The following is a 23044-nucleotide window of genomic DNA, read 5'->3' as shown; positions in this document are numbered from 1 at the left end:
TCTCTGATTAAATTCTAGACGTTTACGCGGGGGTTCTTACCCGACATGAAACAATGTTGTGAACAATCTGGGGTCCAAGCTGGGAGCCTCAAAGGTCGGGCCCTCTGTCAGAATCGATACAGCGTCATGGCTGTGCAAGCTTTCTTGATGGCTGGCTAAAACGCGGAAATCGCCCACGTGGTGATCCGCCAACAGTTCCGCACAGAACAGGCGTGCAGCGTCTTCGACAAAAATGGGGTTTGCTGCGTTCAGCTCGGCAAAAGCCTGTTCGTCCTCACGTTTGACCATGACCTGCGTCTCGGTCGGTACAGCACGACGGCACAGCGCGATCAGATCTTCGAACCACAAACAATCCGCATCACAATCCACCACAACAGAAATGCGCGCGACTGACCGCTGGGAGTGTGGCGTCGCAAGCTGCCCGCGCACAGAGCGCGCATGTTCGCTCAGTTCAAGGGAGCAGGGGCAAGTCGACGAATAAACATAGTCCAGATGCATGATCTTTTGGCGCACACCGTTTTGCTCGACCAGTTCCAGGGCAATGTCGTAATACTGATAGCCCTCAAGACCCGAGCGCAGGCTCTTTACCTTGTCCGGGTAAGAAAACCGCATCTGAATCCGGGCATCGAAACTGTCCAGATCTGTCATGTAGTCATCAAGCGCCGCTTCCATGACCTCGAAGCTGAACGTACGTTCTGCATGTTTGTAAAACGACCGCATGATCCGGGACATGTTGATGCCCTTTTTCTCGGCCTCCAGACTGACGGTACCTGTGATAGACGTCTCAAGCGTCAGATCATCGCCCTCTTTCCGATGGAAACGGATCGGCAGGCGGAAGTTCGAAATGCCCACATGCTGGATTTGCTGCTTGGCCCCACGGATCAGGCTGGACGGGCCATTCTGCAAATCTGGCAGTGACGCGCGATACGCGGCATCGACAGCAAAATCCTCAGGATACTCGCGAGAAAGAGACGGGTAATTCACCGACGTCAACCCTGGCACCAGTCTGGCCACAGCCGGGTCCAATTGGCTGATCTCGGATGCAGACGCCGATTGAGCCCATTGCCGGAGAACCTTAAGGGCCTCGACGGCCTTTTCCCGATCCGGAGTTTCATCAATGTCGCGCGGGTGAACGTTCATCGGCTGCGGTTCCTCGATTGATCGTCGGACTATATACGACTGATGTTCATTTTCCAGTCTACCCCGATACGTGGGCAATAGCAGTCCGGATCGAAAAAAGCGGCGCAAAACCGTCAATTCGCAACGATTTGCGCCTTTTGCTGGTGCAATCAGCAGGAAACAGCGCAAAAGGCGATCCGTATGGACACATAATCACGCCGTAGTCTGACGTTAAGTCACGCCCCGGCAAGGTAGAGACGCCCGGGACGCGGCAGGTTATTTTTGCGAGGCCTCCAAAGCCTGCCGGATATCGGACAGCAGGTCATCAGCGTCTTCCAGACCAACAGAGAAACGAATGAGGCCGGGTGTGATACCCAACTCGTCCTTCTGAGCATCGCTCAGACGTTGGTGCGTTGTCGTGGCCGGGTGCGTTGCGATGGATTTGGCATCGCCCAGATTGTTGGAAATCACCGGGATCGTCATCGCATTCAGGAACGCAAAGGCCGCATCCTTGCCGCCTTTGATGTCCAGAGAAAAAACTGTACCACCCTTGCCGCCAAGCTGCGTCTGCACCAGCGCGTTCTGCGCGTGGGTTTTCAGGCCGGGATACAAAGTACGCTCAAGCGCCGGGTGCCCTTCCATTGCTTCTGCGATCTTTTGCGCGCTTTCAGCCTGCGCATTGACCCGCAGAGCCATGGTTTCCAGACCTTTCAGCATAACCCAGGCGTTGAACGGGCTCAGCGCGCCGCCGGTATGCTTCAGGTAAGGCTCGACCGTTCCGCGGATGAAGTCCCGCGTGCCGATGATCACACCGCCCAGCGCGCGGCCTTGGCCGTCAATGTGCTTGGTCGCCGAATAGATTACAACATCTGCACCCTGCTCGATCGCGCGTGAAAACACCGGGGTCGAGAACACGTTGTCCACCACAACCAGGGCACCAACAGCATGAGCCAGTTCTGCCACAGACGCGATATCGATCACTTCCAGCGTCGGGTTCGACATGGATTCGAAGAACACCGCTTTGGTGTCGGGCCGGATTGCAGCCTTCCATTGCTCAAGATCAGTACCGTCAACAAAGGTTACATCCACACCAAAACGGGTCAGGATGTTTTCGACGATATACAAACAGGATCCAAACAAGGCTTTGGCGGAGACGATGTGATCGCCTGCCTTCAGCATCGAGGTCAACGCACCGTTGACAGCGGCCATACCCGATGCCGTTGCAAAGGCGTCTTCGGCCCCTTCCAACGCTGCGATACGCTGTTCGAACATGGACACTGTCGGGTTGCCATAGCGGGCATAGATGAACTCGTCAGGTCCGCATTCCAGAAACCGGGCTTCGGCCTGTTCTGCGTTTTCGTAAACGAAGCCCTGCGTCAGGAAAATCGCCTCGCTCACTTCGTTGTATTGGCTGCGGCGGATGCCACTGTGGACGGCTTGGGTGCGTTTGTTCCAGTTCTCGCTCATCTCAATCCTTTCAGCCTCGGGCAGAGGCAAACAAAAAACCCCAGACGCGGCCAAGCGAAAGGGGTCTTTCATCCTGACCTTTTAGCGGTGTTGTTTAACGTGGCCCGCAATCCGGTAACAAATCGCCACGTGGTCTGTGATGTTGCCCTTACGCCGCACTTGCAAATTCGTCAACCCCGGCAGGTGCATCGTCACGGTTCTGTAACCATGCATTCACCGAAACGTCATAGTGCCATGAGAGAGCAGCACCACAACATCTTGTGTGAGGCGCAGTGAATGCCAGTTATCAGGATCAACGCAATAGACGGCCACGCTCATCTACACAGCAGCGCCCGCCCCGTTACAGAGGCCCTGCGGCAAATCAGCGATACGGACGGTCCAATCATTGTCATGACGCACGGTTACAAGTACCGCCCCGACGATGTAAACGCCTGCCCACACCGACATATATTGTCTTTACAGCCAAGGGTCATGCCCAAGTATAGCCCAAGCTGGCCGCAGCAATTGGGTTTTGGGGCCGGGTTCACAGACGAGGGTTTGGCCATTGCTTTCGGATGGGACGCAAGTGGGCCCCTTTGGCGAGCCCATCGCCGTGCCGTAGAGTCCGGGCGCGTGCTGGCCGAGGTTATAACTGAATTGCACCGCCTGAACCCATCCCGCCCGATCCATTTCCTGGGCCACTCAATGGGCACGGAACTGGTCCTGGAGGCACTGCATCACGTTGAACCCGGAGCATTTAGCCGGATCATCTCAATGACAGGTGCAGCATACCAAAGCCGGGCTATTCAGGCACTTGCGAGTGCTGCGGGTCAGCGCGCCGAGTTCATCAACATCATCAGCCGCGAAAACGACCTTTTCGACGCGTTGTACGAGTTGTTGATCCAGCCACCCAGTAAAGGAGATCGCAGTATCGGAAACGGGCTTCAGGCAGCGAACGCAGTCACCTTGCAAATCGATTGCCTGGCAACGCTGGATCATCTGTCCAAGCTAATCTCTCCTATCACTGCACCGGAAAGCTGCATTTGCCATTGGTCCAGCTACACCCGACCCGGCATTCTGAGGGTATATAATGCTTTGCTACGAGACCCAAACAAACTGAGCCTGCCCGTGTTGCGCCGCGGTGTCCCACTACGACCACATCGTCGATGGTCACGACTTTTTGCCTTGCCACGGCCGCAAGCCCTCTTGCCGTTTGCCCAGAAAGCCTCATGATCTCTTCAACCTGAGGAGAGACCATGATCGATCTGTATTTCTGGCCCACGCCTAACGGTTGGAAAGTGTCCATCGCCCTGGAAGAGATGGAGTTACCCTACAGGACTCACCTGATCAATATCGGCAAGGGAGATCAGTTCGACCCCGAGTTCCTGAAGATCGCCCCCAACAACCGGATGCCTGCCATCGTTGATCCCGATGGCCCTGATGGTGCACCCGTTTCCGTGTTCGAAAGCGGTGCGATCCTGATGTATCTGGCCCGCAAGACCGGGCGGTTCTATGGCAAGACCGAGCGTGACCGGATTGCGGTCGAAGAATGGCTGATGTGGCAGATGGGCGGCGTCGGACCCATGGCCGGTCAGGCGCATCACTTTTTGAAATACGCCCCCCAACTGGATCCGCCACAGGACCTGCCTTATGCAAAGGACCGCTATCGCACCGAGGTCGCCCGCCTTTACGGCGTGCTGGATCGCAGACTGGCCAACAACGAATACGTTGCAGGCGATTTCTACTCCATCGCAGATATGTCGATCTGGGGTTGGGCCAGCCTGTGGGAAGGTCAGCAGCATGTACTGGACAATACCCCGCATTTCGCCCGTTGGCTTGAAACGGTCAGCGCCCGCCCTGGCGTTCAAGCCGGTCGCGCATTACACGCCGAATTGCGTGGGGATCACAGGGACAAGCAGTCGCAAGGGGTTTTGTTCAAACGATAACCTCAATCATAGCAAGCGCATGATCTCTTGGTGATGTTTGTTGTTTGGCGCAAACCCTCTGGCCGCGGCGCAATGCGTCAGCGAAACTTGAATTCTGGCTCTGCAGGAAAGCGCATCGGTTTGCCTGTCCATTGCTGACCACGCAGTGCTGTAACCTTCCTGCTTTCAACACGCATCCCGGCTGTCAGGACAAAAGCTCTTTGCCCCTGCGGTTCAACTGATCGCTGGGCAACATCGGAACGGAAGCTTTCCGATTTTCTGGACCGCCTCGACCGAAAATTCGGAACCCCTCGTTGCTTCAAATCCGAGGTTTCCGGCGACCGCGGCGTCTCGAAACCGGTTAGGTTCAGTAACTCGGAACGATACGCTTCGGCGGCTGCAAGATGTCGGCTCTCGAAAGCGTAAGCTTTCTGAGCTTCCTCAATCATTCTTGCGGCATGTACATACCCTTTTGACCGACTGAGGTCTGATAGCTCTGCAAGACGGTCGGATATTTTATCTTCATCCTGAACGACGTTTTTTTCGAAGGGCCCGTATTGTGTGACGTTTGGCATCCCGAATGACTCTGAGAAGACGTTGAGTGATGCGCAACCAAGTCCATCCCGGGCCTCGGCTGACGCAAAGAGACATGGGCAAATACCCAACCCATGTCGGAGAGTCGACCAACAGTTGCCAGATTGGCGGAAAAGCGCCTTTTGCTCATTATTGGCAGGCGCAAACATGTCTTTGGCGCCGTCTATGCAAAGGCAGAACCGGACACCAAGCGGCTGAAAAAACGTCTGATTTGCATCTGACGCTTAGTTTCCTTCACACATGATCACCAGCCACCGAAAACCGACGCAATGATCACCCAAGAGCTCAGTACTATCCACGTTCCGGTGATAAGCCAGAATATCAAAGGTCGAGTCGCCCGATCAATCGGCTCAACAAAATCGGCGCGCCCGGATCTTAATGCCAACCATGTCCAGATCAGGAACAGCACGCCCCAAAACACCTGTAAGTCCATGATCACGGCAAGCCATACGCAAACCAACGCGATTAGCGACTTCCAGGCCACTCCAACTGATGTGCTTTTGGCGCTTGTATCCGAGCTTTCGTCAACCACCCCACCGTTTGGACCCACGGCCTGTATCATGAAATGAGCCCCTTGCCGGTCTGATACCAATACGCGGCCCTCCGGCAGGTCATTGTGGTGCTTCCCAGACCGCGCCTCGATTTGCCGTAGGGTATCGCCGACCGATTTGACGCCAAAACACGGCATCCAATAACGAAACTTTCCACGAATCTCCTCGGGCACCTCTTCGGCCCAGGCAACAATTGTTTCGTCGGGATGGCGTATATCATAACGCGGCCATGGGCTTGCCGAGCTTTTCTCAAAGTGCCACCCGAACAGGTCCGCATAGAATGGCGCGATCAGCGCTATGTCAGGAACGTGGTGAAAGCGGCCTATGACCTTACCAGCGCCCGTCGCTCCGGTCTGGATGTCAGGTCCTTCGTACATCGTGAAGCCCGCGCCGGATGGATCCCGAACCAACGCGATACGGGCCGCTTCACTGAAGGGCTGGGGCTCAACTTCGATGATTACCCCCTCGTGTGCCCGAGCTTGTTCGACCTTCGCGTCCAGATCATCGACATGGATGTACGACATCCAAAATGACGGCATGTTCATTTTCGCCAAACGATCCGGCATCGGGAAGATTGCCGCAACCTCCTGACCGCCGATGGTGGCAAAGTCATAGGCATGTTCTTTGCCAAATGACCAAGTGAATAATTCGGCATAGTCCGCTCTGGCTGTGCGCATGTCGTAGGTGGACAGGTCCGTCCACAGAAAATGTCCGTTTGCCATCGCGCCCTCTTACTCGTTTCAATACCTATCCGAGCTATGACCGGGGCAGCGCCCTGTCCAGAGGCCGCACTATACACAGATTGCTTTAATGCCCTTCCCCCCGCACCAGCACATCCAACATACCCGAGATATCTTCGATCTCTTCCGCGATCACATGAGTCACCGAATGCGCCCGCTGCATCCGGCCCGTCACCTTCAGCAAACGCCCTGAAATCACCGCGCGGCGGAATTGCTCGTAGATCTTGCGCCATACCACCACATTCACGATCCCGGTCTCATCCTCAAGCGTCAGAAAGATCACCCCCTTGGCTGTCCCCGGCCTCTGCCGCAGGATCACAAGCCCGGCCACGGCCACCCGCGCACCCTCGGGCGGTGCCGTCAATTGGTTTGACGGCAAACAGGATGGCGGGCGTGGCCAGCCCTGGTTTGGCGTAACAGTGCGAACAGGAGCAACAAGCATGAGAACAAAGATAGAACAAACACAAGGAAAGTCCAGACACGGCGCGATGAGTCGCAAATGAGGCTGGAAAGACCTAAATGCCTTCACTAAGGAAGATTCGAACATCGTAAAAGGAAGACGCACGCAATGGCAAAGATCACCTATGTCGAGCACGGCGGTACCGAACACACTGTCGAGGTCGCCAACGGACTGACCGTCATGGAAGGGGCCCGTGACAACAACATTCCCGGCATCGAGGCCGACTGCGGCGGCGCCTGCGCCTGCTCGACCTGCCATGTCTATGTCCACCCCGACTGGGTCGAAAAGATCCCGGGCAAAGATGACATGGAAGAAGACATGCTGGACTTTGCCTATGAGCCCGACCCGGCCCGCTCGCGCCTGACCTGCCAGATCAAGGTCACCGACGCGCTGGACGGTCTGGTCGTACAGATGCCTGAAAAGCAGATCTGATGCTTTCCGCAGCGCCGCGCCTGCCCGCTCGCCTTTGGAACGGCCGGGTACGCGGCGCGCTGACAGCACTGTGCCTTTGGGGATCGGCCTTGGGCACAGCAATTGCCGCAGATCAAATTAAAGCGGCCAAATTTACAGAACCCACCACACGCTATGCGCATGGGGTTTTAGGCGACAACGTTGAATACGGTGCATTGGAACTAAATGTTCAAAGTGCCCAATCAAATCCAAAAACCGTAACTGTTCGCCTGCCACTGGATCGCGTCTTCGAAGATCTCGCGCCACGGCTTATCGATATTGATGCAGACGAAACTCTCGAAGCGATTGTCGTCGAATCTCAGGATCAACAAGGCGCACAGCTTGCCATATACAATGCAAGCGGCACTAAAATCGCCGCCACACCTCATATCGGCACCCGCTTTCGCTGGCTCGCCCCAATTGGCGCAGCCGACCTGGACGGTGACGGCCATATCGAAATCGCCTATATCGACCGCCCGCACCTTGCCAAAACACTGCGCGTCTGGCGCTACAAAGACAACACCCTGGCCGAGATCGCTTCGATACCCGGTCTGACCAACCACAAGATCGGTGAGGATTTTATCTCAGGCGGCCTGCGCACCTGCGGCGACCGCCCAGAGCTGATCGTAGCCAGCGCCGACTGGTCACGGATCGTCAGCGTTTCCTACAACAATGACTGGACCAAAACCGATCTCGGCCCATTCAAAGGCCCCAACAGCCTCGCCCAAGCCTTGAACTGCTGATCCGCCTCTTCATCTGGCTAAAAATACCTTGGGGGTGAGGCCGCAGGCCGAGGGGGCAAAGCCCCCTGCCCGATCAACCATCCAAAGCACGCCACCCGATATCGTGCCGGTAAAATCCTTCGGGCCATTCCACCCCATCAACCATCTGATACGCCCGGTCCCGCGCCTCTTGCAGCGTTTCCCCACGTGCGGTGACGTTCAAAACACGTCCGCCGGCAGCCTGCACCTGACCCTCAACAGCCTTGGTCCCCGCATGAAACACCATGTTGCTGCTATCCTCGGGCAACGCGTTCAACCCCTTGATGACTGAACCCTTTTCATAGGAACCTGGATAGCCCTTAGCCGCCATCACAACCGTCATCGCGTGATCATCCGCCCAGTTCACTCGCATTTCGCCCAGCCGCCCCTCAGCAGCGGCATGCATCAAATCCATCGCCTGCGCACCAAGGCGCATCATCAGCACCTGACATTCAGGATCGCCAAAACGCACATTGTATTCCACCAGGCGCGGCTGACCGTCCTTGATCATCAACCCAGCGTAAAGGACACCTTGAAACGGCGTACCCCGGCGCTGCATCTCGGCAATGGTCGGACGCACAATCTCTTCCATCGCGCGCGCCTCCACCTCTTCGCTCAACACCGGTGCCGGAGAATACGCGCCCATGCCGCCCGTGTTCAATCCGGTATCGCCCTCGCCAACCCGTTTGTGGTCCTGAGCTGTCCCGACTGAGAGAATGTCCTCACCATCACACAGAACAAAAAGCGAGGCTTCCTCGCCGTCCATGAATTCTTCAATGACAACTTCCGCGCCGGCACCGCCAAAAACGCCACCGAACATGTCGTCAATCGCGTCCAACGCAGTCTCTTCATCCATCGCAACGATCACGCCTTTGCCCGCGGCCAGACCGTCAGCCTTAACCACAATCGGCGCGCCTTGCTCGCGGATATAGGCCTTGGCAGGATCAGCTTCGGTGAACCGGGCATACGCTGCTGTGGGCGCGTTGGCCGCGTCGCAGATTTCCTTGGTGAAGCTTTTCGACGCTTCCAGCTTCGCCGCCTCGGCGGAGGGACCAAAAACCAGAACTCCGGCCTCGCGCAAGCGATCAGCCACGCCAGCCGCCAAAGGTGCCTCGGGCCCAACAATCACGAAATCAATCGCGTTTTCTTCGGCAAAGCTGACAACGGCCCCGCCATTCTCGATATCCAGCGCGGCACAATCCGCGATCTGAGCGATTCCGGCATTGCCCGGAGCCACGATCAGACGGTCGCATTTTGGGTTTTGCAACACCGCCCAGGCGAGGCTGTGTTCGCGCCCGCCGCTGCCGAGAATGAGGATGTTCATGAATGCTCTCCGATCTGCTTGGCCTTGCCTGCGCGGCGTTCTAAGCTGGCCCGGCATTCGAAACAAGGCGCTGAAATGTCCGATCTGCTTGATGACCCGATTCCGGGCCAAAATACCCCCGAATACACCGTTTCTGAGATCTCAGGAGAGGTGAAACGGGCGCTCGAAGGCTCCTTCGGGCGAATCCGTGTGCGGGGCGAGGTCGGGCGCGTATTCAAAGCGCGTTCGGGGCATTTGTACTATGACATTAAGGATGACCGGAACGTTCTGGCCTGTACCACTTGGAAAGGGCAGATTTCCGGCCTGTCCGTTGTGCCGGAAGAAGGGTTGGAGGTTGTCGTCACAGGCCGCCTGACCGCGTTTGGGGCGCAATCGAAATATAATCTGAATGTCGATAAGGTGTCCGTCGCCGGTCAAGGCGCGCTGATGGCCTTGTTGGAAAAGCGCAAGAAACAGCTTGAGGCCGAGGGTCTATTTGCGCCTGAGCGCAAGAAACCGCTGCCCTACCTACCGCAGATCATTGGTGTGGTGACATCGCCTTCGGGTGCCGTGATCCGCGATATTCTTCACCGACTAAGGGATCGGTTTCCGCGCAAGGTGCTGATCTGGCCCGTAGCCGTTCAAGGTGCGAACTGTGCGCCCGAAGTGGCCCGCGCTGTCGAAGGGTTCAATCAATTGACGCCGGGCGGAGCCTTGCCCCGCCCCGACCTGATCATCGTGGCGCGTGGCGGCGGGTCCATTGAGGATCTCTGGGGCTTTAACGAAGAGGTCGTCGCCCGCGCCGCCGCTGCTTCGGATATTCCTCTGATTTCAGCCGTCGGGCATGAAACCGACACAACGCTGATCGACTTTGTCTCGGATCGCCGCGCGCCCACGCCAACTGCCGCAGCAGAGCTTGCCGTGCCCGTCCGAATGGAGCTGCTTGCCTGGACCGGAGAGCAAGGTGCGCGGTTGTCCCGTGCGGCAACGGATGCAGTTCAACGCCGAACGCAAAGGCTGCGCGATCTGTCCCGCGCTTTGCCGCGCCCGGACAGCTTGTTGAACACCCCACGCCAACGCCTTGATTTGATTGCAGATCGCCTGACACCCGCCTTGACCCATGGCGTACAAAACCGCCGTCTGCAAGTCGTCGAACTGTCCGCCCATCTGCGCCCCTCGACCTTGCGTAGTTTAGTAACGACGCGCCGGGAATCGCTGCGCAACCTGTCTTCGCGCCTGTCCCTGCGACCTATTGAACGCGAGATCGACCAGCAGCGGCAGAGCCTTGCCCGTCTGGGTGATCGAATAAACACCGCTCAGACCACGCGGCTTGAACGCCTTCAGCAAAAACTTGAGGCCACCGACCGCTTGCGCGAAACGCTCAGTTACAAAGCCACTTTAGAACGGGGATATGCGGTCGTCCGCGCGGAGGGTGGCGTGATCACAACCAAAGCCCAGGCGGCCAAACATGCGGCACTTGAGATCGAGTTCGCCGATGGCATTCTCAGCACTGGCGCAGCCGCAAAACCGACGCCCAAGAAACCCAAACCGGACGCCCCTGATCAGGGATCACTGTTCTAAGGGAGACCGACCATTTTGGGCTTACAACATCATCGAATTTAACGGCTGAAAGTAGTCCGCTTACCCTGATCACACGCCAACCTCTGGCCCGTAACACACCATTTCCTCGCCTAGTTCTTCGGCCTCATAAAGCTCAGTCGCCTCTGGGTTGCCTTCGAACTGCGCAACCAGGCCGCCGCCGGATTGCGTAAAAACCCAGCATTGAGGGTCAAGCCTGTCTTCATAGACAAAGCAGATCTGCTCGTCCCGCTGATACCAGACACCTTCTTTGCAATTGCCATCCAGAAAAGACCAGATCACACGCCGGTTCGGTAAATACCGTTCGACCCCGTAAACTTGCCCCTCGAACCCGTAGAACAGGGTTTTACCTTGCGTGTATCTGTCGAACTCCGAGCCAGATAATGGCGTCTGGGCCGAAACGGTCTGCGCGGCAAAACTTGCGAGAATCATCCAATACCTAAGCATACGCGCACTCTGCCAGAAGCTTAACGTCGACGCCAATCACCGTTTTAACAAGGGACCTCACACGAAACTTAACTTTACGTAAGCGGTTGATTTCAAACCCTGCACCCGCTGAGATCGGTTGCGAACAGCCGGGAGCATCCATGACCAACTTACTATTCTTGATCGCACTTGGCTGCGCCCTTGTCTATCTGCCCATGACAGCGCGCCCGGCCTCAGCCTTGCGCACGGTATTCAAGACCACCTCGGTTGCCGCTTTGGCCGTCGCAGCCCTTGTGCAAGGCGGGCCATGGTTACTTGTTGTTGCGCTTGCCTTATGTGCGACAGGCGACGCATTGTTGTCGCGCGAAACGGATGCCACGTTCATGGCAGGCATCGCCGCCTTTGCCGGCGGACATCTGGCCTATATCGTGCTGTTCCTGACTTATCCGACCAGTAACGCTGATCTGATCTGGAACGCACCTGCAACGGTGTGGTCTCTGGTCATTCTGGGTATCATCATGGCAACGGTTCTTACGCCCCGCGCTGGTGATCTGAAAGGGCCTGTGTTGGCCTATATCCCCATCATCCTTGGAATGGGTATCACTGTTCTAGCACTACCGGATGCGGGTGCTTTGCGCTGGGCCTTTCCTGCCGCCATCGCCTTCATCGCGTCCGATCTGGTTCTTGCGACCGAAAAGTTTCTGCTTCCACCGAACCACCCGGCCCTCAAGGCAACGCCCTATCTGGTCTGGCCTCTTTACTGGGGCGCACAGCTTGGCTTTGTCCTTGCGTTCGCGTGACCCTTTGCAACTGCCGCAAATCCGCATTAGGTGAAGGGAACACCTGCGGAGACACTACATGGCGTTTTTCTCAAAGCTAAAGGACAAGCTGTTCAAATCCTCCTCTCGTCTGGAAGAGGGGCTGGAAGCCATCGTCGAAGATGGCGGCGAGGAAACGGCCGCGCCTGACCCGGTGATCCCCGAACCACAGCCCGAACCGCAACCGGTCCCGGAAATCCCAGATCCTGCCCCGGCACCGCAACCGGCTGAACCGCCCGCCCCTGTCCCCGCCGATCCAACTCCGGCCGCTCCTCCTCCCGAAGTCCCTGAATCGAAGGGTATCTTGAACCGCCTGTTCAATCGCGGCGGTGGCACTACGGAGATGCGCCGCACCTTGGATGATGACATGCTGGAGCAGCTCGAAGAGCTTCTGATTGCCTCTGACATGGGCGTCGACACAGCCTTGCGCGTCACCTCGAACATGGCCGAGGGGCGCTTTGGCCGCAAACTCTCAACCCGGGAAATCAAGCAACTATTGGCGCAAGAGGTCGCCCGCGTGATGGAGCCCGTGGCCAAACCTCTGCCCATCTATCCCAAACGCCCGCAAGTGGTGCTGGTCGTCGGGGTCAACGGCTCGGGCAAGACCACCACAATCGGCAAACTCGCAAGCCAGTTCAAAGAGGCAGGCAAGAAAGTTGTCATTGCCGCCGGTGACACGTTCCGCGCCGCGGCCGTTGAACAATTGCAAGTCTGGGGCGACCGCGCCGGGGTTCCGGTGCTGACCGCGCCGGAAGGCTCGGACCCTGCCAGCCTTGCCTTTGATGCCCTGACTCGCGCGCAGGCAGAGGGCGCCGATCTGCTGATGATCGACACCGCTGGCCGTTTGCAAAACCGTGCCGACCTGATGGAAGAGCTGGCCAAGATCGTCCGCGTCATCCGCAAAGTCGACGACACGGCCCCGCACAACACTTTGCTGGTCCTCGACGCCACCACAGGACAGAACGCCTTGAGCCAGGTAGAGACGTTCCGCAAGCTGGCAGACGTCTCGGGTCTTGTCATGACCAAACTGGACGGTACAGCAAAAGGCGGCGTTCTGGTCGCTTTGGCGGACAAATTCGGCCTGCCCATCCACGCCATTGGTGTGGGCGAACAGATCGACGACCTCGCCCCCTTCGATCCCGAAGAGTTTGCCGCCGCCCTGACCGGTCTCGACAAAGGCTGATCCGCCCCTTCATCTGGCTAAAAATACCTTCGGGGGTCTGGGGGTGGAAAACCCCCAGCCTCACCGCCCAGCAAAAGGTTGGCATCTTTGAGCAACTGGCTGATCTCATTGGAAGGGACGGAAGCGGGCCACCAACTTGCTCTCGGGTTGGCCCTGATGGCGGCTTTTCTTCATGCCGTGTTTGGGGCTCTGCAAAAGGGGCGCCATGATCCGTGGCTGTCTCGTGGGGCCATTGATGCCAGTTACTGCCTCATGGCCGCACCTTTCGCCCTTTTTGTTGTGCCCTGGCCCGAACCGCATATGTGGCCGATCTTCGCGCTCGTCTGGCTGATTCACATCGCGTACAAGACGCTTCAGGCGATGGCATATACCAAGGGCTCCTACACAGTGGTCTATCCGGTTGTGCGCGGAACTGGGCCACTTTTTACAGTGATCGGGGCTTATCTTCTATTCGGAGAAACCTTTTCTGCCGTTCAATGGTTGGGCGTTGCGACCCTTCTGGCTGGTATCTTCGGGTTGGCTGCGTATAATTTTCGGTATCTGGAAACCAATCGGGACACTCTGGGCATCGCGCTCACTCTGGCGATCATCACGGGCCTTTTTGTGGCCCTGTACACCACCTATGACGCCTACGGCATCCGCGCCACTGCCGACCCTTTTACATTTCTAGCCTGGTTTTTCATGATCGATGGCGCTGCCATGCCGATCTACTCTTTCCTCAGGTGGCGCGCCATGATCAACCGCCCTGCTGTCGGCCCCCTCATGCTGCGCGGTCTGGCTGGTGGGATTATTGCACCTCTGTCATTTGGCGCGATTATGATGGCAACCCGATTGGACAAAGTGGGTGAGGCCGCCGTTCTTCGCGAAACCTCAACGGTCTTTGCGGCCCTCATCGGTTGGCTTGTGCTAAAGGAAACTGTAGGGCCCCGACGCATTGCCCTTATGGCATTGATTGCACTCGGCGCTGTAATCGTTGAAATGGGCGGGTAAACAGCAGGACGTACAGATGACAGCCAAAAAAGACATCAACCCGTTTTTGAAACAGGTGCTGGAACTTGGGCCCCCTTTGGCCTTCTTCTTCATCTACCTGCGTTTGCGTGACGACAGTTTTCTGATCGGTGGCATCGAGTATTCCGGCTTTATCGTTGCAACGATCATTTTTGTTCCGCTGATGCTCGGCGCGATGGGTATACTGTGGTATCTGACCGGAAAACTCAGCCGAATGCAGATATTCACTGCTTTCATGGTCCTTTTCTTCGGTGGCCTCACCGCCTGGTTCAATGACGAGCGGTTCTTCAAGATGAAAACCACGCTGGTCTATGGTCTGTTTGCTTTGATCCTGGGCATTGGCCTGATGCAGAAGAAATCTTACCTGGCCTATGTTCTGGAAGAGCTGCTTCCGATGAAACACGAAGGCTGGATGATCCTGACACGCCGCTTGTGCGCCTGTTTTGCTATTCTGGCCGCCGCCAACGAATTTGTCTGGCGCACAATGTCGACGGACATGTGGGTCAAGATCGAGACCTTTGGCTTTCCCATAGCGCTGATGGCCTTTTTGATGCTGCAATTCAGCATGTTGCAGCGCTACATGGAGGATCCGGAACAGAAATAAGTCCCGTTGCGTTAGCCAGGTCTGCCAAAACAAACAAAATTCTTGGATAATGCGCCGAGCTATGTGAAGTTGTATCACCACCCACACACTCACCTTGCCCAAGATCGGTGCATACATGACGGCCTTTCCCAACAGCGGCTTCCTGTCCGAAGCCTCCGACGGGCTCAGAGAAATGCTTTCGGCTCAAGCGACCGAAATTTCCCTGACCCAAGGCGAAACACTTTTTGAACAAGGCGACGAGGGCGACGCGCTTTACGCCATATTGGACGGAACGCTGGAAGTGTCCTTTCTGGCCATGAGCGGACGCAAGCTGACCCTGACCCTGATGCGACCCGGCGAGGTCTTTGGCGAAATCGCCCTGTTTGACAATGGCCCACGCACCGCCACCATAGCTGCTGCCGAAGCCTCGCGCGTTCTGCGTGTGCGCCGCAATGACGTCTTGAAACAGATCCGACACCACCCTGATCTTGCAGAGGATTTAATCCGGCTGGCCGGATTGCGGATGCGGTACATGGGATCTCAGTTGAACGAGCAGGTCTTTTTGCCCATGCCCATTCGTCTGGCGCGAAGGCTGCTACACCTGTCAGGTTTACAGGACAACCCGTCCGAGCGCATTACGCTATCGCAAAGCGAACTGGCTGAATTTGTCGGGGCGACGCGCGAAGCTGTGTCCAAGACAATCTCGGGCTGGAAAAGAGACAACGTCGTGGAAGCGTCCCGCGGGGGATTGCTGATCCAGGACTTCACAGCCTTGCGGGAACTTGCAGAGTCCGACCTGATCTGAACAGGTGTGACCTGCTTCACAGACCTGTTTCCAAACATAACCTAAGGTGGACTTGTTACCGTAGGAGGTCAGAGAATCATCCCCGATATCTGTCCACTGACCTCTCCCTGTATCTGAGCCATACGCAATTTCTGCGTATGGCTCATTTTTTGCAAATACCCTGCCCCTTAATCAGTCAAGCAAAGAAAAGGCCGGGATATTGTCCCGGCCTCTTTGGTTTATTCTTCCAGGCTTAGCGCCACAAATCGTGGATCTCCGCCCCTGCGCACCAAGAGCAGCAGGGATTTCCTGCCGGCTTCGCGCGATTCTTCCATTCGCTCTTCCAGATCACCGATGGTCTCTACCTTTTGCTGTCCCGCTTCGGTGATCAGATCACCGGCCCGCAACCCTTTGGCATAAGCTTCGGACGCCTGATCGACGTCAGAAATCACCAGACCTTCGGCGTCTGCGTCCAGGCCCAGATCCTCGCGCAGCGTGTCGGTCAAGGGCGAAATCGTCAGACCAAGAATATCCGCGTTCTCGTCGACCGGCGCCTCTTCAGGTTCCTCTTCGCCGTTGTCGGCACGCTCTGCATCTTCGCGACGACCCAATGTGACCAGCACGGTCTGAGTTCCGCCGTCCCGATGCACGATGACACGCACAGATTTTCCGACTTCTGTTTCACCGACCTGACGCACCAGACCGCGGGTGTCTTCTACTTCGACACCGTCAAAACTGGTGATCACATCACCCGCCTTCAAACCTGCTTCTTTTGCCGGACCTTCCGGGACATCGCTGATCAGGGCGCCGCCGGGCTTTTCAAGGCCCATTGCTTCGGCCATGTCCGGCGTCACGTCCTGAATACGCACGCCAAGCCACCCACGGCGCGTTTCCCCAAATTCACGCAATTGGTCGACAACTTTGACCACAACGTTGGACGCCATCGAAAATCCAATCCCGATTGATCCACCGTTTGGAGAAAGGATTGCCGTGTTCACGCCGATCACCTCGCCATCCATGTTGAACAACGGACCACCTGAGTTACCTCGGTTGATCGCCGCATCGGTCTGAATGTAATCGTCGTAAGATCCACTCAGCTCTCGGTTACGAGCTGATACGATCCCGGCTGAAACCGAAAAGCCCTGCCCCAGCGGGTTGCCCATGGCAATAACCCAATCGCCCACGCGCGCGACGTCACTGTCGCCGAATGTCACGTATTTCAGCGGCCCCGACGCTTCGACCTTGAGCAATGCGATGTCGGTCTTCTCATCCGTGCCGATGACTTTTGCTACCAGCTCTTGCTTGGGCTGACCGTCACCTGGGAAGAATTCCACAAGGATTTCATCGGCTTCGGCAATGACGTGATTATTGGTGACGATGAATCCGTCTTCCGAGATCACAAAGCCCGAGCCCAAAGCGTTGCTGCGGCGTGGCGCGTCGTCATCATCCCCGTTTCGGTCCTGAAATTCGCGAAAGAAATCCTCGAACGGAGATCCTTCGGGGACAATCCCCTGCGGACCTGTCTGACTTTCGATCAGAGTGCTTGTTGTAATGTTCACCACGGCCGGGCTGATCTTTTCCGCCAGCGGCGCAAGACTTTCACCCCGGGCCTGCACGGCAACCGTTTGCGCCAGCAAAAGCAGCATTCCGGCAAAAGCCAGCCACATCACCCGCATCCACTCAACCCTTTCGTCCCACCGGACGGACACACTGCGCGCTTTCGCCTGCACTTGAGCTCTCCTTGTCGACAGTCTTCCCCAGACCGCAAAAAAACAGTTTTGCTTATCGACCAATGTAGTCAGTTTGATCGGACGAGCAACTCAGGATCGCGGGGAATTCACTGCCAAGTGAAGGCATACCCTCAAAAACCCAGCTGATGCGCCCCCCAAAGCAGGATCAACCCGCTTATGACACAAAGCAGCCCCATTAATCGGCGCGCCTGTTCTGGCACTGAACGTAGTGCTTCGAGCATACGTTCAATAAGCGAAGGGGCCAGCGCATAGGCCAGCCCCTCGACAATCAGCACCAGCCCAAAGGCCAGAAGGATCATACCCATTACTGGGTCGCCTGCCCTGTGGGTGATTTCAGGTAGTTGAAGAACTCGGAATCCGGGCTCAGTACCATCGAGCTGTTGCCACCCTGTAGCGCCCGCTCATAGGCAGACAGAGAGCGGTAGAATTCGAAAAACTCCGGGTCTTTGCCAAAGGCTTCGGCGAAGATTGCGTTACGCTCGGCGTCAGCCTCACCGCGAATGATCTCGGCTTCGCGGTTGGCGTCCGACACCAGTTCAACCACGGTCCGGTCGGCTTGCGCGCGCACACGCTGCGCGGCCTCGTTCCCTCGGGCGCGTTCGTCGGTCGCCTCACGTTCCCGTTCAGCCTTCATCCGGTCGAAAGTGGCCTCAAGGTTGGCCTGCGGCAGGTCCGTCGCTTTCAGACGTACGTCGATCACGTTGACACCCAGCGCGCGCGCTTCGGCTATCGCGCTGTTACGGATGCGCAGCATCAAAGCCGCACGGTCTGAACTGAGGATGTCACGCGAGGACACCGAACCCAGAACTTCCCGCGTTTCCGCGCGCAGGATACGGTCCAGACGGTCTTCGGCGACAGGAACGCCACCAACACCAACAGCCTGACGGAACTGTTCCAGATCAGAAATCCGGTAACGTGCGAACGCATCGACCACCAGACGACGGTCATCCAGAGGTGTTACCTCAAGCGGTTGAACGTCGATGGAAAGGATACGGTCGTCGTAGCGAACCACTTCCTGGATCAGAGGAATCTTGAAAGCCAAACCCGGCTCTTCCTTCACAGCCACAACGCGGCCGAATTGCAGCACCAACGCGCGTTCGCGCTCATCTACGATAAAGATCGAGGACAGACCAACTACGCCCAGAATGGCAATGACGATAACGATAATAGGCGACTTACGCATCAGTTGCTCTCCGCAGGTTGGTTGCGACGCAGTTCGTTCAGCGGCAGATAGGGTACGACGCCCTGCCCCTGACCGGTCGAGTTCTCGTCCAGGATGATCTTGTCGACATCACCCAGAACCTGCTCCATCCGCTCCAGGTACAGACGCTTCCGGGTCACATCCGGCGCTTTGGAGTATTCTTCCAGAACCGCGCTGAAGCGGCTGGCCTCACCCTGTGCACTGTTGATCTGCTGGGCGCGATACGCTTCGGCCTCTTCCAGTACCTGCGCGGCTTCACCACGGGCTTCCGCCAACACGCGGTTTGCATAGGCGTCGGCCACATTTTGCAGACGGTCACGTTCCTGCGCAGCGGCCTGAACGTCGCGGAATGCGGCAATCACGTCCTGCGGCGGGTCAGCCTTGTCAAAGTTCACACGGATGATGTTCACACCCGAATCGTAGCTGTCCATGGTAGATTGGATAAGTTCCTGCAGACGTTCAGCAATGACACCACGGTCCCGGTTCAGGATCGGTGCCAGCTCGCTTTGCGCGATGATCTCACGCATCGCCGATTCCGACACGGCGCGGATCGTCTGACGCGGATCGCGCAGGTTGAACAGGAACTTGGCTGGGTCGTTGATGTTCCAAACGACCTGATAGTCGATGTCGACCACGTTTTCGTCGCCGGTCAGCATCAGACCATCGTCGCTGCCGCGTGTCCCGCCCATATCTTCGGTTTGTTCACGGGTGACCGGAATAACTTCAGCAGTCACTACTGGCCAAGGCGCAAAGTTCAGACCTGGGTTTCCAACGGCTGAAAACTCACCCAGAAACAGCTCAACTGACTGTTCTTCCGGCTTAACCGTGTAGAAACTCGCCGCCGCCCACAGGCCAACAGCCACCAAGCCACCAATAATAACGGTGCCCTTGGTAAAGATCGGGCCGCCACCGCCTGAACCCTGGCCATTGCTGCCACGGCCACCGCCGCCGCGACCGCCCATCAGGACGCGCAGCTGTTCTTGGCCTTTTTTCATCAGCTCATCGATCTCGGGGATCTGCGGGCCATCGCCTTCGGGTGGCTTGCGCCCGTCCCCGTTATTTCCCCGATTTCCTCCACCACCGGAAGAGCCTCCGCCCCCCCAGGGGCCACCGCTGTTGCCCGCCATATGTATATGTTCCCTTGTGTTTGACCGTGTGATCACGGCGTCCTTTGTAACTTGTGTGCGCGCGGTTGCAAATCAAGCCGTGCGCACAGGTTGCCGCATTGTCACCAGTTCTTCGGCCATCACCGGATGCACGGCGACAGTACGGTCAAAATCTTCTTTGGTCGCGCCCATCTTTACGGCAATACCTGCAAGCTGGATCATCTCACCCGCACCAGGGGCAACAATGTGGCACCCCAGTACCTTTCGCGTGGCCTGGCTGACCAACAGCTTCATCAAAACCCGCTGCGTTCCGCCAGCGAATGACTTTTGCATCGGCTTGAACGAAGTGGCATAGACTTCGATCGGTTCTTGGGCGGCTGCTTGTTCTTCGCTGAGGCCAACTGTGCCAAATTCCGGCTGCGTAAAGATCGCGGTTGGGATCAGTTCATGATCCACAGGGGTCGGATTCCCTTTGAACACGGTTTCGACAAAAGCCATGCCTTCGCGGATCGCTACTGGCGTCAGGTTCACCCGGTCCGTAACGTCGCCAATGGCGTGGATCGAGGGCACGGCGGTCTGGCTATATTCATTTACAACGATTTCACCTTTGCGACCGCGCTCAACGCCCAAGTCTTCCAACCCCAAATTATCTGCATTCGGGGTACGACCGGTGGCGTACATGACCACGTCAAAGCGGTCTTCGGTACCATCGGTCGCTTTCACACGGATCTGGTCTCCGTCTTTGGTCATCTCCAGCACATTGGTGCCCAAACGCACATCGATGCCGTTTTGACGCATCTCTTCACAGATCAACCCCCGCGCCTCTTCATCGAAGCCGCGCAGGATTTGCGCGCCGCGATAGAATTGCGTGGTCTTGACGCCCAGCCCGTTCATGATCCCGGCGAATTCGCTGGCGATATAGCCACCTCCGACTATCAGGATGCTGTTGGGCAGCTTGTCCAAGTGGAAAATCTCGTTCGACGTGATCGCCAGCTCTGATCCAGGGAAATTGGGCACGACCGGGCGGCCTCCGGTTGCGATCAGGATGTGCTTGGCGGTTTTGCGGGTACCATCGGCCAACTCGACCGTATGCGCGTCCACCAGACGTGCGCGCTGATCAAAGCTTTCAACACCGTTGTTTTTCAGGATGTTACGATAGATCCCTTCCAGCCGATCCAATTCCGTAACCAGCTTGTCGTGAAAGGTGTTCCAGTTGAAGGCACCGGGCTGAATGTCCCAGCCATAGGCTTGCGCATCGCCGACCATTCCCGAATACTCGCTGGCAAAAACCATCAGCTTCTTGGGCACACAGCCCCGGATCACACAGGTCCCGCCATAGCGGTCTTCTTCAGCAAGTGCGACTTTGGCTCCGGTCTCACCCGCTGCCACGCGCGCTGCGCGGACCCCGCCCGAGCCTCCGCCGATGACAAAAAGATCATAGTCAAAGCTCATGCCGGTTTCCTTCGTTCAACTTGCAAAAATTCTCTGGATATCTGGGCGCAAAAACCCCGGTGCCAACCCCCGGGCACTGAAATTTCGAACATTCACTGACGCTTGTCGGGGATAAGGGCATCAATGTCAGTCCGAAACATCGGAAAACAGGTTGTCACGAGTGCCCCCAAGCAACTGATCCAGTTGGATGGTCCCTGCATTTATATCCCTCAATTCGACACGACCGTCGCCGTGCCCAATCACGACTTTGTCACAGATATCGATGAACAAGCCGTTTTCGACGACGCCCGGCACCTGATTGAGGATCAACGCCATCTGGCGCGGATTGCCGATGCGTTGCAGATGAAGGTCCAGAATATGGTTTCCCTCATCCGTTACAAACGGGGCCTCGCCGTTCATACGCAGCACTGATGTCGTCCCGAGAACATCCATCGTATCCAGCGCCTCTTCGATCAGGGTGCGTGTGGTTTGCCACCCAAAAGGAACCACTTCGACCGGCAAAGGGAAAGCGCCCAGCGTTTCAACCTCTTTCCCGGAATCAGCGATGACGATCATCTGGTCGCTGGCAGTCGCTACGATCTTTTCCTGCAAATGCGCGCCACCGCCGCCTTTTATCAGGTTCAAGTCGCTGTCAAACTCGTCTGCTCCGTCGATTGTCAGGTCCAGCCATCCGGCCTGATCCAACGAAATCACTTCAATCCCGACCTCTCGGGCAAGTTGCGCGGTACGCGTTGACGTTGGCACACCCTTGATCCGCAAGCCGTCCTGCTGAACCCTCTCGCCCAGGCGTCTGACCAGCCATGCGGCCGTGGAACCTGTGCCCAGGCCAACGCGCATTCCGTCCTCGACCATCTCGGCCGCGCGGCGCGCAGCCACGTATTTCGCAGTGTCGATAGGCGAAAGATCTCCGGTCATGGCAGCTGTCCTAAATTGGCTTGCCCGAGTTATAGGGAATGAGCGGCGTAACTGCGACCCCAATTCGCGGTGCGACGAACCCAAAGATGGCCCAGGACTACGCGTTTCCTATCGGAAACGTCGCAATCATGTCTTACAAGTTCATCTTAGCGCTATAAGTTGCCGCCATGTTGACGCCGTACCGCCTGCACTATGCCCCCGACAATGCCTCGCTGGTGATCCGCCTGGCGCTGGAGGAGATGGGCGAGCCCTATGAAACCGTTCTGGTGGATCGCCGCCGCAACGAACAGGACAGTGCCGCATACCGTGCCTTGAACCCCAACGGGTTGATCCCGGTTCTGGAAACACCCCAAGGGCCGATCTTTGAAACCGCGGCGATCTTGCTTTGGCTGTCCGAGCGTCACGACCAGCTTGCACCTGCGGCAGGTGACCCTGCGCGTGCGGATTTTCTGAAGTGGTTGTTTTTTGCGTCCAATACGTTGCACGCGGACCTGCGTATCCTCTTTTACGCTGAGAAATACATAGACCCGTCACAGGCCGACACATTGCGGACTGGCATTCGCCCGCGTCTTAGGCACCACCTGCAACTGCTGGATACTGTAGCAAAACGCGCGCCGGGCTGGTTCTGCGCTGACCAACCATCTGTGCTGACTTATTACGTTGCGTGCATGATGCGCTGGATGGCGCTCTACCCAGCTCAGGCAGACCGCAGTTGGTACCAGCTGGCCGATACACCTTGTCTGCAAACAATGCTGGCGCACCTTGAAACACGCCCCGCGACCCGTTCGGCCATAGCCGCAGAAGGTCTTGGGGCCACCCCGTTCACATCCCCTGTTCACGCCAACCCTCCAGAAGGCTCAGCTATCTGA

The 23044-nt window shown here is 57.1% G+C and carries 23 protein-coding genes and 1 riboswitch; of the genes, 11 read left to right on the top strand and 12 right to left on the bottom strand.

All coding sequences use genetic code 11. The features are described 5' to 3' along the window. Nucleotides 1-36: 36 nt before the first annotated feature. Both folE2 and metZ read right to left on the bottom strand, forming a co-directional pair. Complete coding sequence (gene folE2, locus ACR0EV_RS02885; RefSeq protein ID WP_480798709.1) at nt 37-1140, bottom strand: GTP cyclohydrolase FolE2; 1104 nt, start codon at nt 1138-1140, stop codon at nt 37-39. Nucleotides 1141-1395: 255 nt separating this feature from the next. Continuing rightward, nucleotides 1396-2586 carry an O-succinylhomoserine sulfhydrylase gene (gene metZ / locus ACR0EV_RS02880; protein WP_480799005.1) on the bottom strand — a complete coding sequence of 397 codons (1191 nt, stop codon included), beginning with the start codon at nt 2584-2586 and terminating at the stop codon, nt 1396-1398. Nucleotides 2587-2647: 61 nt separating this feature from the next. Further along, a riboswitch (SAM riboswitch) is annotated at nt 2648-2725 on the bottom strand. A gap of 137 nt (nt 2726-2862) precedes the next feature. On the opposite strand from metZ, the gene ACR0EV_RS02875 reads away from it, so the two are divergent. Both ACR0EV_RS02875 and ACR0EV_RS02870 read left to right on the top strand, forming a co-directional pair. Then, nucleotides 2863-3798, top strand: coding sequence for an alpha/beta hydrolase (locus ACR0EV_RS02875; protein ID WP_480798708.1), 936 nt, complete (start codon nt 2863-2865; stop codon nt 3796-3798). A 23-nt stretch (nt 3799-3821) separates the two neighbouring features. After that, nucleotides 3822-4511: a glutathione S-transferase N-terminal domain-containing protein gene (locus ACR0EV_RS02870; RefSeq protein ID WP_480798707.1), complete on the top strand. Its 690-nt coding sequence runs from the start codon at nt 3822-3824 to the stop codon at nt 4509-4511. A gap of 817 nt (nt 4512-5328) precedes the next feature. Here ACR0EV_RS02870 and ACR0EV_RS02865 read toward each other — a convergent pair. Both ACR0EV_RS02865 and ACR0EV_RS02860 read right to left on the bottom strand, forming a co-directional pair. Then, the gene (locus ACR0EV_RS02865; protein WP_480798706.1) at nt 5329-6357 is read right to left on the bottom strand and encodes a VOC family protein; all 1029 of its coding nucleotides are present in this window, start codon (nt 6355-6357) and stop codon (nt 5329-5331) included. An 85-nt stretch (nt 6358-6442) separates the two neighbouring features. Continuing rightward, the gene (locus ACR0EV_RS02860) at nt 6443-6817 is read right to left on the bottom strand and encodes an OB-fold nucleic acid binding domain-containing protein (protein ID WP_480798705.1); all 375 of its coding nucleotides are present in this window, start codon (nt 6815-6817) and stop codon (nt 6443-6445) included. Between the two features lie 126 nt (nt 6818-6943). Between ACR0EV_RS02860 and ACR0EV_RS02855 the strand changes: the two genes are divergently transcribed. Continuing rightward, entirely contained in the window at nt 6944-7267 is a 324-nt protein-coding gene (locus tag ACR0EV_RS02855; protein ID WP_170715918.1) for a 2Fe-2S iron-sulfur cluster-binding protein, read from the top strand. Then, nucleotides 7267-8028, top strand: coding sequence for an FG-GAP repeat domain-containing protein (locus ACR0EV_RS02850; RefSeq protein WP_480798704.1), 762 nt, complete (start codon nt 7267-7269; stop codon nt 8026-8028). Before ACR0EV_RS02855 ends, ACR0EV_RS02850 begins: the two co-directional genes overlap by 1 nt. 73 nt (nt 8029-8101) lie before the next feature. Here the strand turns inward: ACR0EV_RS02850 and purD are convergent, their stop codons facing one another. Continuing rightward, nucleotides 8102-9370 (bottom strand): phosphoribosylamine--glycine ligase, encoded by a 1269-nt coding sequence (gene purD, locus ACR0EV_RS02845; RefSeq protein WP_480798703.1) that lies wholly within the window; start codon nt 9368-9370, stop codon nt 8102-8104. A gap of 75 nt (nt 9371-9445) precedes the next feature. Here purD and xseA point away from each other — a divergent pair, with 75 nt between their 5' ends. Next, a complete protein-coding gene (gene xseA, locus ACR0EV_RS02840) occupies nt 9446-10930 on the top strand; it encodes an exodeoxyribonuclease VII large subunit (protein WP_480798702.1) in 1485 nt (494 codons plus the stop codon). A gap of 69 nt (nt 10931-10999) precedes the next feature. Here xseA and ACR0EV_RS02835 read toward each other — a convergent pair whose 3' ends face one another. Further along, entirely contained in the window at nt 11000-11395 is a 396-nt protein-coding gene (locus tag ACR0EV_RS02835) for a hypothetical protein (protein ID WP_480798701.1), read from the bottom strand. Between the two features lie 140 nt (nt 11396-11535). Here ACR0EV_RS02835 and ACR0EV_RS02830 point away from each other — a divergent pair, with 140 nt between their 5' ends. From ACR0EV_RS02830 to ACR0EV_RS02810, 5 genes are all read left to right on the top strand, one after another. Further along, nucleotides 11536-12174: a lysoplasmalogenase gene (locus ACR0EV_RS02830; protein WP_480798700.1), complete on the top strand. Its 639-nt coding sequence runs from the start codon at nt 11536-11538 to the stop codon at nt 12172-12174. Between the two features lie 58 nt (nt 12175-12232). Beyond that, nucleotides 12233-13375 carry a signal recognition particle-docking protein FtsY gene (gene ftsY, locus ACR0EV_RS02825; RefSeq protein WP_480798699.1) on the top strand — a complete coding sequence of 381 codons (1143 nt, stop codon included), beginning with the start codon at nt 12233-12235 and terminating at the stop codon, nt 13373-13375. 87 nt (nt 13376-13462) lie between these two features. After that, the gene (locus tag ACR0EV_RS02820) at nt 13463-14365 is read left to right on the top strand and encodes an EamA family transporter (RefSeq protein WP_480798698.1); all 903 of its coding nucleotides are present in this window, start codon (nt 13463-13465) and stop codon (nt 14363-14365) included. A gap of 16 nt (nt 14366-14381) precedes the next feature. Next, nucleotides 14382-14987 (top strand): inner membrane-spanning protein YciB, encoded by a 606-nt coding sequence (locus ACR0EV_RS02815; protein WP_480798697.1) that lies wholly within the window; start codon nt 14382-14384, stop codon nt 14985-14987. 115 nt (nt 14988-15102) lie between these two features. After that, nucleotides 15103-15771: a Crp/Fnr family transcriptional regulator gene (locus ACR0EV_RS02810; RefSeq protein WP_480798696.1), complete on the top strand. Its 669-nt coding sequence runs from the start codon at nt 15103-15105 to the stop codon at nt 15769-15771. Nucleotides 15772-15989: 218 nt separating this feature from the next. Here ACR0EV_RS02810 and ACR0EV_RS02805 read toward each other — a convergent pair whose 3' ends face one another. The 6 genes from ACR0EV_RS02805 to rpiA form a co-directional block, all read right to left on the bottom strand. Continuing rightward, the gene (locus tag ACR0EV_RS02805; protein ID WP_480799004.1) at nt 15990-17426 is read right to left on the bottom strand and encodes a Do family serine endopeptidase; all 1437 of its coding nucleotides are present in this window, start codon (nt 17424-17426) and stop codon (nt 15990-15992) included. A gap of 185 nt (nt 17427-17611) precedes the next feature. Beyond that, a complete protein-coding gene (locus ACR0EV_RS02800; RefSeq protein ID WP_480798695.1) occupies nt 17612-17806 on the bottom strand; it encodes a DUF2065 domain-containing protein in 195 nt (64 codons plus the stop codon). Further along, nucleotides 17806-18684 carry a protease modulator HflC gene (gene hflC / locus ACR0EV_RS02795; protein ID WP_480798694.1) on the bottom strand — a complete coding sequence of 293 codons (879 nt, stop codon included), beginning with the start codon at nt 18682-18684 and terminating at the stop codon, nt 17806-17808. Before hflC ends, ACR0EV_RS02800 begins: the two co-directional genes overlap by 1 nt. Next, on the bottom strand, nt 18684-19829 hold the full coding sequence (gene hflK, locus ACR0EV_RS02790; RefSeq protein ID WP_480798693.1) for an FtsH protease activity modulator HflK: 1146 nt from the start codon (nt 19827-19829) through the stop codon (nt 18684-18686). The genes hflC and hflK overlap by 1 nt, the downstream gene beginning before the upstream one ends. A 72-nt stretch (nt 19830-19901) precedes the next feature. Further along, the gene (gene gor, locus ACR0EV_RS02785; protein WP_480798692.1) at nt 19902-21260 is read right to left on the bottom strand and encodes a glutathione-disulfide reductase; all 1359 of its coding nucleotides are present in this window, start codon (nt 21258-21260) and stop codon (nt 19902-19904) included. Nucleotides 21261-21386: 126 nt separating this feature from the next. Next, nucleotides 21387-22175, bottom strand: coding sequence for a ribose-5-phosphate isomerase RpiA (gene rpiA / locus ACR0EV_RS02780; RefSeq protein ID WP_480798691.1), 789 nt, complete (start codon nt 22173-22175; stop codon nt 21387-21389). 167 nt (nt 22176-22342) lie between these two features. Between rpiA and ACR0EV_RS02775 the strand changes: the two genes are divergently transcribed. Next, entirely contained in the window at nt 22343-23044 is a 702-nt protein-coding gene (locus ACR0EV_RS02775; protein WP_480798690.1) for a glutathione S-transferase family protein, read from the top strand.

This window comes from Ruegeria sp. CF8, from assembly GCF_056537285.1.
This window is presented reverse-complemented; position numbering and strand designations above follow the sequence as displayed.

Bases quoted from the DNA above. Each gene is read 5' to 3' on its own strand.
- ACR0EV_RS02810 (WP_480798696.1), top strand. From the start codon at position 15,103: ATGACGGCCTTTCCCAACAGCGGCTTCCTGTCCGAAGCCTCCGACGGG.
- ACR0EV_RS02835 (WP_480798701.1), bottom strand. From the start codon at position 11,395: ATGCTTAGGTATTGGATGATTCTCGCAAGTTTTGCCGCGCAGACCGTT.
- hflC (WP_480798694.1), bottom strand. From the start codon at position 18,684: ATGCGTAAGTCGCCTATTATCGTTATCGTCATTGCCATTCTGGGCGTA.
- ACR0EV_RS02775 (WP_480798690.1), top strand. From the start codon at position 22,343: ATGTTGACGCCGTACCGCCTGCACTATGCCCCCGACAATGCCTCGCTG.
- ACR0EV_RS02855 (WP_170715918.1), top strand. From the start codon at position 6,944: ATGGCAAAGATCACCTATGTCGAGCACGGCGGTACCGAACACACTGTC.
- hflK (WP_480798693.1), bottom strand. From the start codon at position 19,829: ATGGCGGGCAACAGCGGTGGCCCCTGGGGGGGCGGAGGCTCTTCCGGT.
- folE2 (WP_480798709.1), bottom strand. From the start codon at position 1,140: ATGAACGTTCACCCGCGCGACATTGATGAAACTCCGGATCGGGAAAAG.
- ftsY (WP_480798699.1), top strand. From the start codon at position 12,233: ATGGCGTTTTTCTCAAAGCTAAAGGACAAGCTGTTCAAATCCTCCTCT.
- purD (WP_480798703.1), bottom strand. From the start codon at position 9,370: ATGAACATCCTCATTCTCGGCAGCGGCGGGCGCGAACACAGCCTCGCC.
- ACR0EV_RS02860 (WP_480798705.1), bottom strand. From the start codon at position 6,817: ATGCTTGTTGCTCCTGTTCGCACTGTTACGCCAAACCAGGGCTGGCCA.
- ACR0EV_RS02830 (WP_480798700.1), top strand. From the start codon at position 11,536: ATGACCAACTTACTATTCTTGATCGCACTTGGCTGCGCCCTTGTCTAT.
- ACR0EV_RS02850 (WP_480798704.1), top strand. From the start codon at position 7,267: ATGCTTTCCGCAGCGCCGCGCCTGCCCGCTCGCCTTTGGAACGGCCGG.
- xseA (WP_480798702.1), top strand. From the start codon at position 9,446: ATGTCCGATCTGCTTGATGACCCGATTCCGGGCCAAAATACCCCCGAA.
- ACR0EV_RS02815 (WP_480798697.1), top strand. From the start codon at position 14,382: ATGACAGCCAAAAAAGACATCAACCCGTTTTTGAAACAGGTGCTGGAA.
- ACR0EV_RS02865 (WP_480798706.1), bottom strand. From the start codon at position 6,357: ATGGCAAACGGACATTTTCTGTGGACGGACCTGTCCACCTACGACATG.
- metZ (WP_480799005.1), bottom strand. From the start codon at position 2,586: ATGAGCGAGAACTGGAACAAACGCACCCAAGCCGTCCACAGTGGCATC.
- ACR0EV_RS02870 (WP_480798707.1), top strand. From the start codon at position 3,822: ATGATCGATCTGTATTTCTGGCCCACGCCTAACGGTTGGAAAGTGTCC.
- gor (WP_480798692.1), bottom strand. From the start codon at position 21,260: ATGAGCTTTGACTATGATCTTTTTGTCATCGGCGGAGGCTCGGGCGGG.
- ACR0EV_RS02875 (WP_480798708.1), top strand. From the start codon at position 2,863: ATGCCAGTTATCAGGATCAACGCAATAGACGGCCACGCTCATCTACAC.
- ACR0EV_RS02805 (WP_480799004.1), bottom strand. From the start codon at position 17,426: ATGCGGGTGATGTGGCTGGCTTTTGCCGGAATGCTGCTTTTGCTGGCG.
- ACR0EV_RS02800 (WP_480798695.1), bottom strand. From the start codon at position 17,806: ATGGGTATGATCCTTCTGGCCTTTGGGCTGGTGCTGATTGTCGAGGGG.
- rpiA (WP_480798691.1), bottom strand. From the start codon at position 22,175: ATGACCGGAGATCTTTCGCCTATCGACACTGCGAAATACGTGGCTGCG.